The following is a 13,252-nucleotide window of genomic DNA, read 5'->3' as shown; positions in this document are numbered from 1 at the left end:
GGAAAATCGTTCAGTTCCACAGGAAAATCGTTCAGTTCCACAGGAAAATCATTCATCTCCACAAGAAAATCGTTCAGTTCCACAGGAGAATCGTTCATCTCCACAAGAAAATCGTTCAGTTCCAATCACCAATCATCCATTACCCATCACCAATCACCCATTACCCATCACCCATTACCCATTACCCATCACCCATCACCCATCACCCATTACCCATTACCTCTCCTCTTCCTCCGATTCTATTGGCAAATTAACTAAAAATGCTTGTAGCCGCATCCGTTCAATATAAGGCCAACCCCCCTGTGATTCAATATCTTTTAACAGCGCGTATAGTCTTTGGCGATTATCAGGTAAATTATCTTGAAATACTCCATCCCGAATGTCTTTATGTAATTTTTCTAACTGTCGCAGCAAAGTCAACAGCGCTATTACATCCCCTTGACACTCTTGGGACGCATCTTCTACTGCCATAGCGATCGCTTGCAATTTACAGGATAAATCCCCTAATGGCAATTTTTCTACATTACTCATGCAATTTTCTCAATCTAAACAAGTTCAACTCAAATTTACCTAACATTGGTATCTTTAACGTTTTTATTCAGATCAAATCGACTATCTCAAATTTATCCCTACTCAACATCTCTGCCACACCCTCTGATAGAATTAAATGCTATGTGTGAGTAGGTCAGCAGAATAAAACCAAACTTTGTAAAGAAAAGTAAAAAAGGCTAAAACCCTTTTTCCTCCCGCTCTGTAACGAAGTGCGGTAGTTGAACGCAGTCAAAACTTTGATTTTGAGTTAAAAAAAATCGTATGATCTGGCTGATTTCCCATTCAAAAATGGGCGGTATGTATTGGCGACACTTAATGGTAGGTTATTAAATGCCTATGTGAATAGGTGATTTAATATCATCAGAAAAGTAATTCCTCAGTCTTAGACCAAGGAATAAAGAGTTTGCCCTTTAACCCGCTCGGTGGTTGACCCACTGCGAATGACTAGGCTTTAAGCCCTGGAATAAGTTTAGTCAATCGGTGACAGCGTTTTTGTCAATAGCAAAGGCAAAGCAAAAAACAAAATCCACTTCGTTTTCCAAGTACGCGCTTATGCCTGTTGTGCATCAGGGTGTACTCATCCATTTAGATATTAATTTTTGACATTGAGGTTGACCATGAGGTATCGTGCTTTAATCGTTGCATTCTTGGCTTTATGTTTGGGGCTAATAACCGCTTGCAGTGATGCTCCATCTACTAGCGGCAAAGACTTACTAACTTACGAACAAATTCGCGGGACTGGTTTGGCTAACAAATGCCCCCAACTATCAGAAACCAGCCGGGGTTCTATTCCCATTAATGCTACTCAGTCTTACAGCATTAAAGAACTTTGTTTAGAGCCTATCAATTTCTTTGTTAAAGAAGAACCAGCCAATAAAAGACAACAAGCAGAATTTGTACCTGGCAGATTATTAACCAGATACACTTCTACTATTGATCAAGTGCAAGGCAGTCTAAAAATCAACGAAGACAATAGCCTTACCTTTGTTGAACAAGATGGTCTTGATTTCCAAGCCATTACCGTCAAACTTCCCGGTGGTGAATTAGTACCTTTTCTCTTCACCGTTAAAAACTTAGTTGCCCAAAGTCAACCCAATTTGAGCAGCATTAACACCTCCACCGACTTTGAAGGAACTTTTAAAGTTCCCTCCTATCGTGGTGCGGCTTTCCTAGATCCTAAAGGTCGTGGTGTCGTTTCTGGCTACGATAATGCTGTAGCTTTACCTGCCCAGGCTGATGATGAAGAATTGACTCGCACAAACGTTAAACGTGTGGACATTCTCAGTGGTAAGATTTCTCTACGAGTAACTAAAGTAGATAATGCAACTGGTGAAATAGGCGGTACGTTTGAAAGTGAGCAACCATCTGACACAGATTTAGGCGCTGGTGAACCAAAAGAAGTCAAAATCCGCGGTTCTTTCTATGGTCGGATTGAACCAAGTATAGCCTAATTCCTATTCATTCCATCTACCCCCTGACAACAGGGGGTTTTTTGTCTGAATCAGGATAACCAGGATTACAGGATTTTTAGGATGTGGTTGTTTGGTTGTCTGTGGAAAATACAGATTTTAGGATGATTGATAAATTATCTGTTAAATTGTTTTTTGTCTGAATCAGGATAACCAGGATTACAGGATTTTTAGGATGTGGTTGTTTGGTTGTCTGTGATAAATACAGATTTTAGGATGATTGATAAATTATCTGTTAAATTGTTTTTTGTCTGAATCAGGATAACCAGGATTATAGGATTTTCAGGATGTGGTTGTTTGGTTGTCTGTGATAAATACAGATTTTAGGATGGTTGATAAATTATCTGTTAAATTATTAGCTGTTACTTCTTGACTATTACTTCTTGACTATTACTGTAATTGTATTTTAAAGTATTCCAATATTCACAGATAATTTATCAATAACAATCCTGTAAATCCTTAAATCCTGGGTATCCTGATTCAGACAATTAAAATTTGAGCGTGAAAGTGCTGTAATTGTATTTTAAAGTATTCCAATATTCACAGATAATTTATCAATAACAATCCTGTAAATCCTTAAATCCTGGTTATCCTGATTCAGACAATTAAAATTTGAGCGATCGCACTGATAAAATAGAGGTGGAGGACTTTCCACCCCTAAACGAGAAATTATTTTTTGAAAGTCTCTTGTCTATTAACTACGCACCGCTTCAGGCCATAGTTCTCGCAAAGCTGGAGGCATCATATTAACTACATCTTCAATTTCACCAGGGGAAACCCTTTGAGCCATAATTTTGAAAACAGCACGCACCAAAGACTCAGTATCAAGATCAGGATTAATATTGCGGAAGTAATCACGGATATGCTGGAAAAACTCTTCTTTAGTGCGATCTTTATGAGTTTTACTTCCCGGCCTCCAGTTTTCGTAGTAAAATCCACTTAATAAAATCGGCAGTTGCGCTCCTAGATGTGATGCTTCTTCCACAGTCAGGCGATCGCGCAATGCGTGTAATGTAGCCCGTAAGCCTTGAAACACTTGGTGTTTATTTTCCCAACCCAGTTCTTTTGTTAATTCATTTACCCAGGGCATGGTCTTTTGAACAGTAGCATCAAAGATATCAAGTCCCGTCATTGTCATAATTATCCCTCCTATTTTTGGACTTAATTTCCTCAAAAACTGCCAAAAATCCTGGTTTGACAACGGCAGTTCTATCTAAAATTCAGCCATTCCCATATTCTATAAACCTAGATATTTTTTGACTTCATTCTAGAAGAATATTTCTAGATAAAATAACCCCCTTAAAGTTTATTGATTTATCACCCTTTCAAGTCTACGGTGTACACACAATTTGGGAATTATCTGTTATTGTCCATAACACCCCACCCTTAGCAAGCGAAGAGGGGGCTATGATCTATTTATTTGATCCAACTAAAAACTTTTGTATTGAGCCTACTTTTACAATTATTCTATCTGGTGAAACCCTACTTTCTCTAAGAGGATGTTTGAAAAGTTTCCGGCGATTATAAAGATGCCTCCGGCACGCTACCGCGAACGCTACTACACAAGCCAAGTCCACCTGCGTGGACTAAGGAAAGATTAAGGGTTTGAAACCCACGGAGGCGGTCACTGAGCTTGCCGAAGTGTGGGTTTTGTCTCTATAGCCGCGACTTCTAGTCGCCAGGGCGAGTATGAATTTAGACTTTTCAAACACCCTCTAAGAGATATTTCCTTCTACAATTTTAATCTCTTCTTCTGTTAATTCGTAAAGTTGATAAACCATTTGATCAATTTCTGCTTCTAATGCTGTTGTATCTGCGTTCGGATCTGATTTTTTAGCGTTGAGAACTTTATCAACTAATTTTTCTAAATCTAATTTATTACTAGAAATCTTTATTGGTAAAGAACAAAGTTCATAAATTCTAATTTCTGGAAAAGTTATATCTTGTCTGTTATATTTCTTTTTAAAATAAAATGCCATTAATTTAGAGTTTAGAATCCCCAGAATATACTTTGTAAGCGACTGATTATAAGGTTTGACTATTTGTAATAACTTACTGGTGACAAAATTATCATTAGTGTAACAAGCAATAAGTGTTTTACCAACAATACGTCTTACTAATATTCTTTCTCCTTCAAAAAGAGAAATATCTCTGGGAGCAGCAAGATTTGAACCATATTTAAGCCACCTATTTTGCCAACAAATCAAATATGTATTAACATCTTTTCCTTCTAAATATGGTCTATATGTATCATCTATCTGGAAATTAGCTTCAAATATTTTATTTTGTGCATCTTCTTTTTTTTGCTTGGGATTTCCTTTTCCTGTTTCGTAAATTTTAATGCCGAATTTTATGACAGCTAAATCTTCTAATAACTGGCTGGCATTTTCTATCTTATTTCTTAATAAAACATCCTTTTCTGTAATATCAATATTAATAATTTTTAACTCATCTTGCCCCCAGAGAGATTGATTAACTATACACTTACTCATAAGCTGGGAATTATTCTCTAAACTAGGAATTAAAATCTCTGTTTGATTAGTAGAGTTAATTTTTTTCTGAATTAGTGTAATTATTGGTAAAACTGTAGCATCTTCAAAAACTTTTGTTTTAGAATAATCAGCTATTTTTATGATATTTAATTTAAGGATTATATTTCTAATTAAATTGTTTTTTTGATTATTTAACCATGTATTTGGAGTGATGTAGCAAATAAAATCTTTGGATAAAACAGTAGCTAATTCCCAAAATAATACATAAGCATCAAATTGATATTCTGCACCTTTATAATTATTTGAATAATAACTAAATTCAGCTTTTCCTAATCCCCATTCTCTTCCTCCTATATAGGGAGGATTACCAATAACCACATCAAAACCAACAAAATCACCTTCCTCATTCAAAACTTCAGGAAACTCAAAACGCCATTCCAGCGCATTTTCGTAAATTTTACCGCTTTCTATATCTTCAATTTCAACTCTTAATTTATCAATCTCATTATTTAATTTAGTAATCTTTTTCTCCCGCACCTTTTGATCAGCTTTTGTTTCTTCAAATAACAAAATTTGATTTTCTAAATTATAAAGATCACCCTCTAATTTTCTTAACTTGGTTTTATTTGGATCAATTCCTTGTAATGTTGTTTTAAAATTACGTTTAATATCATCAATCAATCTTTCCATTTCCCGCTTCTGCTCTTTATTTTCAGCATTGCGGTAAGTTTGCACAGCATTTTTATAACTTTCTATACTGCATTTATTTTTATTTAAAGCTTGTCGCAAATCTGCATCTAACGCAAAACGACTAATTAAAGAATTACCGCATTTGATGTTAATATCAATATTTGGTAAAGTTTCCAATTCTGTGTAATTACTTTCAGCTTTATAATAAGCATTTTTTAAAAGTTCAATCCACAACCGCAATCTACATATTTTTACAGAATTGGGATTAATATCTACACCAAATAAACAATTTTCGATAATCGTTTGCTTTTCATGAAATAGGGTTTCTTGTATCCGTTGACTTTCTTGATTTTTGGGATTATACTCAAATAATAAACCATCATCATCAGTGATAACCAATTCATCATTTACAACTTCTACATGATAATCTCTTAATGTTTTACCTTGTCTATCCAGTAAAATCTTGAGTTCGCTTTTAATTGCTATAATTTCATTGAGTGCAGAAACTAAAAAATGTCCTGAACCGACCGCAGGATCACATATTTTTAGATTATTAATAATTTGATTAGCGTCTTTTTTATCTTTTATTTTGTCATATAATTGATCAATATTTTCACAATTCCAACCTTTAATTTCATTAAATTTCTGTAAAACTGCTCTACGAATTGTTTCACGACACATATACATGGTAATGAAACCGGGAGTAAAGAAAGAACCATCTTTATAACCGTTAATTTTCTCGAAGATTAAACCCAATACCGAAGCGTTAATTAATCTTTTATTTTCTTCTTGAATATCTTCTGAACCTTCACTACTAAAATCGTAAGCGTTGAGAAATTCAAACAGGTATTCTAAGGTATTAATTTCACCTGTTCGCTTTTTACCATTGCTGTCTTTTAATACGCTAGAAGAAAAAATTGGTAGATTTTCATCTCTAAGATTGCTGAGAAAGATGGTTACTTGTTCGATATCTGTTGGTTCAAATAGAGAACTGTTTAAATAAGGAACATTGCTAAATAGTTTTTTTACACTTTCATTTCTTTCGTTTGGTTTGCGAGCTAATACACTAAAGAAAAGACTATTAAGATCATCGTAATTCTTGACTTTATCTAAATTCAAAAATCCAAAGGATTGATCATTTTTGTGATATTTGATTAATTGAGCTTCTAATAATTTCAGAAAGAGGATTCTATTGATCCAAGTGATTGATAATTGTAAACTAACATTAAAAAGTTTGTCTTGGTAGGTTTCTCCAAATTGTTCTGATTTCTCCAGTCTAGATATTTTATCTAAACTATCAAGTTGTATAATTGCATTTTCAATTAAAGAACCGGTATTTCGTTCACTTTCTTTTTGACGCTGAATCAGTTTTTTACTACCTTCTTTAGTTTCTGTTAAACCAATAATATGTAATAATTCGCTGTAAAATGTTTTATCAAGGGTGTTACTATCATTTACAAAGGGTAATTTTAATAAATGTTCTGGTGAAAGCAATTTAAACAGTGCAATCAATTGATGATCATCTGCATTTTGACCAGGTTTTAAATGTTCTTGATAATCTCGAATATCAAAATAAGTAAAGGTAATTTTGTCTTGAATCTCTGCGATAGCGGGTTGAGCAATTTCTTTATAGAAAAAATCTGTTTTTTTACTGGATAGTCTTCCGGCTTCAAAATCGGTAAATTTATTTAAAAGTGCTTTGTTTTCAATAAAAGACTTTTCAAAACTATTTGCATCAAAGATAAACCATTGGTAAATGTTAGTTGCTATTAAATAGCGAATTTCTAAATTTTTCTCTGTAATACGTTCACGCAAAAAATATAATATTAATTCTTGAAATGCTTTGGTGTTAAGATTGTCAACTTTTAGCATTTCTGCTTTGTTGGTTGGCTTTTTAGCTTCTAAAATTACCCCAACGGTAGTTTTAGCATCTTTTCCGTTGTGAATAACGAGATCATTACGTCCTTTTGTGTTGATAAAATGATCAGAACCGTAATATGTATTTTTTAGAAAATCGGCTATGAGATTTTTATGAAATTCTTCTGATTCAGCTTCGTTGATTTGATTAAGTAGTGTAATTAGATTATTTTTAAATAGTTCAATTTCGTTCCTGTTGGGTTTAATTTTCAGGAAGGCTTTGTTTAAGGCTTTTCTAGGTTGGATTTGATTCATTTGGGTAAAAATTTAAAAATAAAAAGACTTTTTTAAACAAACCACAGAGGCACAGAGGACACAGAGAAATGAGAAGAACAAATTTTTAAACCACATTCAACAGGTAATTTAAGACAAAAAATAATATCAATTACCTAACTAGCAACTTAGGTTAATAGATTCTGTCAATGCGTAACTCCTACATTTCGTTGGAAATTTAAAAAATATGTTTCAGAGTTTCTTCTAAACTAAAAGGACATTCTTGTGGAAAGAGATTTATTTTAATTTCTGTTTCTTCGGCTGCTTTAAGACGTGCTTTTTGATAACAATCTACAAATATTTCTTGAAGTAAAGGTTGTAAGCTAGGACTATCTTCTAATAATGTATCAATGCAAATGCGCTGTTCCGTAATGGTGCTACGCCAACTTTGACTGCGTTTTTCAGGTTGATATTGCCATTTAAGTATGTGCATTAATAAGACAATTAACCGATTTTTTAATTCCCGTTTTTCACCTCTTCCCATGCTTTCAATTTCTTCGATTAAGTTAGGTACATCTATTTGATTAAAACTGTTATTTTTTAATTGTTCGACAATGGTTTGTGTCCATAGATAAAAGTCTTGATCATAAAGACTTGGGGTATTAATAAAAGATTGATTAGTCATTAATATTCGTCTCCGGTTAAGTTCATTTAAGCCTAAAATTCAATATTAGGGTTTATCCCAATACAATTCAGTTAAAAATAAAAATTTGGTTTCTTCTCTTTTCTCTGTGTCCTCTGTGCCTCTGTGGTTTGTTTAAAAAATTAATTAGATAACTAGCAACTTGATTTAATAGTATAACCCAATAAAGTGGTGAAAATGTTGGGTTTCCTTGCGTCAACCCAACCTACGATTGAAAGGTAAATTTAACGAATGTTGCAGGATTTGCGATCTCTATCGTTTTCTGGATGTTGCCAAGAATAGGCAAAGTGACTCACTGCATTGATTTGAGGGGCAAATTGACGTAAAGCTTGCATTTGATCCTCTAAAGGAGGACGATTACTAATTGGTTTTCCCCATAAACCAGCTAAAGCGGGAATTACCTTTGTATCTGGTTTAGCGGCGTTTAATACGGATTGCACTTGTGTAGCAATACAATCGGCACTACTACAGGTAGCATAGGACATGGGATGCCATTCTTGGGTACTAGGGAAACGATCCCAAGGTTGTAAGCGAGAATCATAACCTTTGCCTATAACTTTGTTTCCTTCGGGGAAAAATACTACTCCCGTGGGTATGCCTTGCTGCTGTGCGGGGTAACTAGCTAGGGCAACAAAATCCAAAATTCCTTGCATCGCATGGGCTACAGCCAATTGCCATAATTCAAATTGTAATGTAGGTTGTCTCTGGGCTGCTGTTAATTTGGGCTTTTGTTGGACTGATTTTTGCTCAACTGAATTTTCCTGGGCGACATTTTCCTCAACTGGGGGTGGAATAATGCGACCTTGCCACATAGGTTCATCTTCTTGTGGATACAGTTTATCAACTTCATTGATATCTCCTGCGGTGATATATCCCCTGAGCAAAAAGCGACGCATTAATTCTGTGCCTTTCAAGTTTTCACCGCGACGCAGAAAAGCCTCTTGAGTGGCTGGACTATATAACCATAAATCCTTGACTTTAGTGGATATAGAATCAGTACCGGCTTGTCTGGGATAGCGAACATAATCAAAGAGGACTCCATCTGGACGACGACGGAGGATTTCTTGTACTAATCGGTAAATATCGGTTCTGGCTTGGGTATTGTAGGGGTCAACGAATACTTGAGAGCCATCATCTACAACATACAAGCTGGTTTGACCTTTGCCATTGCGAGCGATCGCTTGTTCTCTGTCTGCTCTCCGACCATAAGTATAACCGAAGTTGACGGTAAACATCCAAGCATAAACTTTTAACCCTCGTTTACGCCCTTCCTCAATTCCCATTGCTAGTAAATCAACTTTTTCTGCTCCCGGTGTCCGCACTACGGACGGCCAAACTGTGGGGTTATTTGCGGTTGGTAATAGTACCTGTCCATCATAAAATGCTTCTAAATAAACTTCGTTGTAACCTTTATTGACAATGTGATCCATAATTTTGGCGACTTCTCCCTTTTCTCTATCACAGGGATACAGACGCAGCCAAATTGCTTGGGTTTTAGGCCAATTACGATTACGACATTCTTCTAGTTCTTTGCTGTGTTGTTGTAATAGACTTTGGTAGCGGTTTTCAGCGTCTTTATTGCCTTTGAGTGCTAATAAACGCAAGTTTTCTTTTTCCTCGGTGGCTTTGGATGATAATTGGCAATATTGGTTTGCTTGGGCTGTTGCGGGTTGGCTGCCAAAATTGGAAATCAACAAACTAATGCTAACAGCTACGGCTACGAGGGTTTTGGAAGACCGGCGCAGGGATGGCCTGAAAAATATGTGTTTGAGCAAGGTCAGAGAAGGGTTAGACATATAAATAGGTAGATGGAAAAACGATCATCAAGACGAATTTAAAGAACTTGGGGGTGAATTTCCCAAATTTTGGTGATCAGGGTTTTCAAGCCCAATCTTTCCAGACTCCTAAATTCTGTTTTCTGTTGCCGACTTCTTGATCAAATCATTAAATAGGCTCTAGCGATCGCTCTAATCAGGTAAAGTACAGTTAGCGATCGCTATTGATTGAATAGGTTATTTTAATAATTAAATTTCTCTCCGTTGCCACAAAGTATTAACACTGACAAACTCATAACCTTGTTGGAGTAACCGAGGAATCAGTATTTCGATAGTTTTTCCCACATCTGCACCACCGCAAACCCCATCATGTAGCACAATTAGCGAACCATCTTTGACTTGCTGCATCACCCGATTGACTACAGTATTCACACCAGGTCTAACCCAATCTTCTGGGACAATACTCCACATCACAGCCCGATAATTCCACTGTCGAAATAACTTTAATGTGGTGGGAGTAAAAACACCATTGGGAGGACGGACATCCCGCACTTTTTCAGGATCTAAGTTACAAGCGTTGTAGATAGCTATTTGAGTCTTTTCTAAACTCTGTTGAAGATTTTGGGGTGACAGTGTAGGAAAATTATGATGTTCATAACCATGTAACCCAATCCAGTGTCCAGCATTACTTACAGCTTTGGCAATTTGGGGTGAACGATTGACACATACACCCAACCAAAAGAAACTGGCTTGGATATTGTAGTGGTCTAAAATTCTTAAAACTTGCGGTGTGTATTGGGGGTGAGGTCCATCATCGAAAGTGAGCGCAATTCGTTTATTTTTCCCGTCCCCACACCAAAGACAATCGGGAAAAGTTGGTTGAAGAATCTTATAAATAATTGGGTATAAAGGAGCAAATTGCATTTTTAAATAAGTTTTAAAAGTATTGGGCGACTAGAAGTCGCTACTACACAAGCATGACGCGCAGCGGCTTCCCGTAGGGAAGGCCACCTCCGTGGACTAATACAAAACCCAGGATTTATTAACCTGCGGAGGCAGGTTTTGTCTGTGTAGCCGTGACTTCTAGTCGCCGGGTGAACTGTAACAAATTCTGTAACAACATCTGATTTGCTTTAGTTCTAGTTTAAATTGAGGAAAAATCAATCACCGAAAAAACCCTGAATTAAGGGGGAGAATTTTGCTTAAAGATATACGAGACTATCAAATACTGTTTTTAAGCTTGTTTCTAATCTTAGGAATTGGCACAAGAGACTGGACATTGAAACCAGAAATAATCGGCACAGCGATCGCTACCTGCATTATAACCCAAAGTCTATTTTCATTCATTCAAACCAACAAAAAAAACATCACCTTCCCACCACTAACAAATATTCGCAGTTCCCTCATCACCTCCCTGGGACTCAGCCTATTATTACGGGCTGAAGATTGGAAAACCATGACTTTAGCCGCATTTTTAGCCATAGCCAGTAAATTTGTCTTTCAAATAGGTGAAAAACACTTCTTTAACCCCGCCAATTTTGGCATCATTTCCGCCCTAGTTCTCACACCAGACGCTTGGGTTTCTCCCGGACAATGGGGTGAAGAATGGTGGTATGGACTGTTATTTATTGGCACAGGAGGAATGGTATTACAAAAAATCGGCCGCTGGGACACTACCGCCGCCTTTTTAAGTGCATACTCCCTCATAGAAGCCATGCGTAACCTTTGGCTAGGTTGGACTTGGGATGTTTATTTACACCGCTTAATGAGTGGATCTTTATTACTATTTGCCCTCTTTATGGTGACAGATCCTCGGTCAATTCCTAACGCCAGAATTGGGCGAATTATTTGGGCTGTATGTATTGCCATCCTCACCTTTATTTTACGCAACTATTTCTATCTTTCCACCGCCGTATTTTGGGCTTTATTCATCCTTGCACCATTGACCATACTTATAGATCAAGTTTGCCTTGCGCCTAGATTTATTTGGTCAAAGAAAACTTTTCAAACAACATTAACAGAGGTTTAGAAATGAAATATTTACGTCAAATAATGTCCTTATTAGTAATAGCCGTAGCATTACTATCTTTTACACCCACCGCTTGGGCATTTTGTGGATTTTATGTAGCTAAAGCCGATGCTAATTTATATAACAAAGCTTCACAGGTAATCATTGCCAGAGACGAAAATAATACTGTATTAACAATGGCTAACGACTTTCAAGGCCAAGTTAAAGACTTTGCTATGGTTGTACCTGTACCAACAGTAATTAAAAAAGAACAAGTCAAAGTTGCTCAACCTCAAATTATCGAAAAAATAGATGCTTTTAGCGCCCCTCGATTAGTAGAATATTTTGACTCTGACCCATGCGCTCCAGCCTTTCAAGACCGGATGATGAATGCACCACAGTCAGCCGCAGAATCAGGTATGATTGCTAAGAAAACTGGCAGAGCAAGAGATAGTTTAGGTGTCACCATTGAAGCCCAGTTTAATGTAGGTGAATACGACATTTTGATCCTCAGTGCAAAAGAATCTGGCGGTTTAGAAACTTGGCTCAGACGCAACGGTTACAAACTACCCAGAGGAGCAAAAGAATTACTAAAACCCTATATTCGTTCCTCAATGAAATTCTTTGTAGCTAAAGTTAATTTAGATAAATTTGACAAATCTGGTTATCAACGTCTGCGACCTTTACAAATATCTTACCAATCACCCAAATTCATGTTACCAATTCGTTTGGGGATGATGAACTCCACCAGCGAACAAGACTTAATTGTTTACATTCTTTCACCCAAAGGACAAGCAGAAATCACCAATTACCGCACAGTTAAAATTTCTTCTAATGTCAACATTCCCATCTTTGTTAAAAACGAATTTGGCGACTTTTATAAATCCATGTTCCAAAATTCTTACACCAAAGAAGATAAAAAAGTAGCCTTTTTAGAATACGCTTGGGATATGGGTAGTTGTGATCCTTGTTCGGCTGAACCTCTCAACTCAGAAGAACTCAAACAAGCAGGTGTATTTTGGTTAGATAATAATGCAAATAATAACATCCCACAATTCCGTCGTCCCTTCCCTACAAGTAGCGTATTTATTACCCGGTTACACGTTCGTTACACCCGCAACAAATTCCCTGAAGATTTGATCTTTCAAACCACCTCTAACCAACAATCTTTTCAAGGACGTTATGTTTTACAACATCCCTTCACCGGAAAACTTGAATGTTCCGCAGGTAAACAATATAAACGATCTTTACCCCAACGTTTTGAACAAGAAGCCCAAACTCTAGCCAAATTAACTAACTGGAAAATTCAAGATATTCGTGAAAAAATGAGGTTATCTGTTGGTAATTTGACAATTTCTTGGTGGGATAAATTTTTAGGTTGGTGGGGATTTTAACGTCAGTTGCTAGTTAGATCAAATAAGGTGCGTCAGAAA

At 36.3% G+C, this 13,252-nt stretch carries 10 protein-coding genes; 4 read left to right on the top strand and 6 right to left on the bottom strand.

Annotation, left to right across the window (positions count from 1 at the left end; all coding sequences use genetic code 11):
* Positions 1 to 289, top strand: a 289-nt coding sequence (locus VB711_RS00910; protein WP_323283794.1) for a hypothetical protein, incomplete at its 5' end; no start/stop codon positions are given.
* Here VB711_RS00910 and VB711_RS00905 read toward each other — a convergent pair.
* Positions 217 to 531: a hypothetical protein gene (locus VB711_RS00905; protein WP_323283793.1), complete on the bottom strand. Its 315-nt coding sequence runs from the start codon at positions 529 to 531 to the stop codon at positions 217 to 219. The two genes, VB711_RS00910 and VB711_RS00905, sit on opposite strands and share 73 nt — an antisense overlap.
* 638 nt (positions 532 to 1,169) lie before the next feature.
* Here VB711_RS00905 and VB711_RS00900 point away from each other — a divergent pair.
* A complete protein-coding gene (locus VB711_RS00900) occupies positions 1,170 to 2,003 on the top strand; it encodes a photosystem II manganese-stabilizing polypeptide (RefSeq protein WP_323283792.1) in 834 nt (277 codons plus the stop codon).
* Between the two features lie 712 nt (positions 2,004 to 2,715).
* Here VB711_RS00900 and VB711_RS00895 read toward each other — a convergent pair.
* The 5 genes from VB711_RS00895 to VB711_RS00875 all read right to left on the bottom strand — a co-directional run bounded on the left by VB711_RS00895 (position 2,716) and on the right by VB711_RS00875 (position 10,735).
* Positions 2,716 to 3,159 (bottom strand): DUF2267 domain-containing protein, encoded by a 444-nt coding sequence (locus VB711_RS00895; protein WP_323283791.1) that lies wholly within the window; start codon positions 3,157 to 3,159, stop codon positions 2,716 to 2,718.
* 577 nt (positions 3,160 to 3,736) lie between these two features.
* Positions 3,737 to 7,375, bottom strand: a complete 3,639-nt coding sequence (locus tag VB711_RS00890) for an Eco57I restriction-modification methylase domain-containing protein (RefSeq protein ID WP_323283790.1) — start codon at positions 7,373 to 7,375, stop codon at positions 3,737 to 3,739.
* Between the two features lie 196 nt (positions 7,376 to 7,571).
* Entirely contained in the window at positions 7,572 to 8,018 is a 447-nt protein-coding gene (locus tag VB711_RS00885) for a DUF29 domain-containing protein (protein WP_323283789.1), read from the bottom strand.
* Positions 8,019 to 8,260: 242 nt separating this feature from the next.
* Complete coding sequence (locus VB711_RS00880; RefSeq protein WP_323283788.1) at positions 8,261 to 9,832, bottom strand: family 10 glycosylhydrolase; 1,572 nt, start codon at positions 9,830 to 9,832, stop codon at positions 8,261 to 8,263.
* Between the two features lie 228 nt (positions 9,833 to 10,060).
* The gene (locus VB711_RS00875) at positions 10,061 to 10,735 is read right to left on the bottom strand and encodes a polysaccharide deacetylase family protein (RefSeq protein WP_323283787.1); all 675 of its coding nucleotides are present in this window, start codon (positions 10,733 to 10,735) and stop codon (positions 10,061 to 10,063) included.
* A gap of 271 nt (positions 10,736 to 11,006) precedes the next feature.
* Between VB711_RS00875 and VB711_RS00870 the strand changes: the two genes are divergently transcribed.
* Together VB711_RS00870 and VB711_RS00865 are read left to right on the top strand one after the other, a co-directional pair.
* Positions 11,007 to 11,840, top strand: coding sequence for an RnfABCDGE type electron transport complex subunit D (locus tag VB711_RS00870; protein ID WP_323283913.1), 834 nt, complete (start codon positions 11,007 to 11,009; stop codon positions 11,838 to 11,840).
* A gap of 2 nt (positions 11,841 to 11,842) precedes the next feature.
* Positions 11,843 to 13,213 carry a DUF2330 domain-containing protein gene (locus VB711_RS00865; protein ID WP_323283786.1) on the top strand — a complete coding sequence of 457 codons (1,371 nt, stop codon included), beginning with the start codon at positions 11,843 to 11,845 and terminating at the stop codon, positions 13,211 to 13,213.
* The last annotated feature ends 39 nt before the right edge of the window (positions 13,214 to 13,252 follow it).

Origin of the sequence: Cronbergia sp. UHCC 0137 (assembly GCF_034932285.1) — a bacterium.
GTDB lineage: Bacteria > Cyanobacteriota > Cyanobacteriia > Cyanobacteriales > Nostocaceae > Cronbergia.
The sequence above is the reverse complement of the archived record's forward strand: the minus strand, read 5'-3'. Positions and strand labels throughout refer to the sequence as shown.

What these genes read in the sequence shown, in the direction of transcription:
- VB711_RS00880 (WP_323283788.1), bottom strand. Translation starts at nt 9,832, where the DNA reads ATGTCTAACCCTTCTCTGACCTTGCTCAAACACATATTTTTCAGGCCA.
- VB711_RS00885 (WP_323283789.1), bottom strand. Translation starts at nt 8,018, where the DNA reads ATGACTAATCAATCTTTTATTAATACCCCAAGTCTTTATGATCAAGAC.
- VB711_RS00875 (WP_323283787.1), bottom strand. Translation starts at nt 10,735, where the DNA reads ATGCAATTTGCTCCTTTATACCCAATTATTTATAAGATTCTTCAACCA.
- VB711_RS00895 (WP_323283791.1), bottom strand. Translation starts at nt 3,159, where the DNA reads ATGACAATGACGGGACTTGATATCTTTGATGCTACTGTTCAAAAGACC.
- VB711_RS00865 (WP_323283786.1), top strand. Translation starts at nt 11,843, where the DNA reads ATGAAATATTTACGTCAAATAATGTCCTTATTAGTAATAGCCGTAGCA.
- VB711_RS00900 (WP_323283792.1), top strand. Translation starts at nt 1,170, where the DNA reads ATGAGGTATCGTGCTTTAATCGTTGCATTCTTGGCTTTATGTTTGGGG.
- VB711_RS00905 (WP_323283793.1), bottom strand. Translation starts at nt 531, where the DNA reads ATGAGTAATGTAGAAAAATTGCCATTAGGGGATTTATCCTGTAAATTG.
- VB711_RS00890 (WP_323283790.1), bottom strand. Translation starts at nt 7,375, where the DNA reads ATGAATCAAATCCAACCTAGAAAAGCCTTAAACAAAGCCTTCCTGAAA.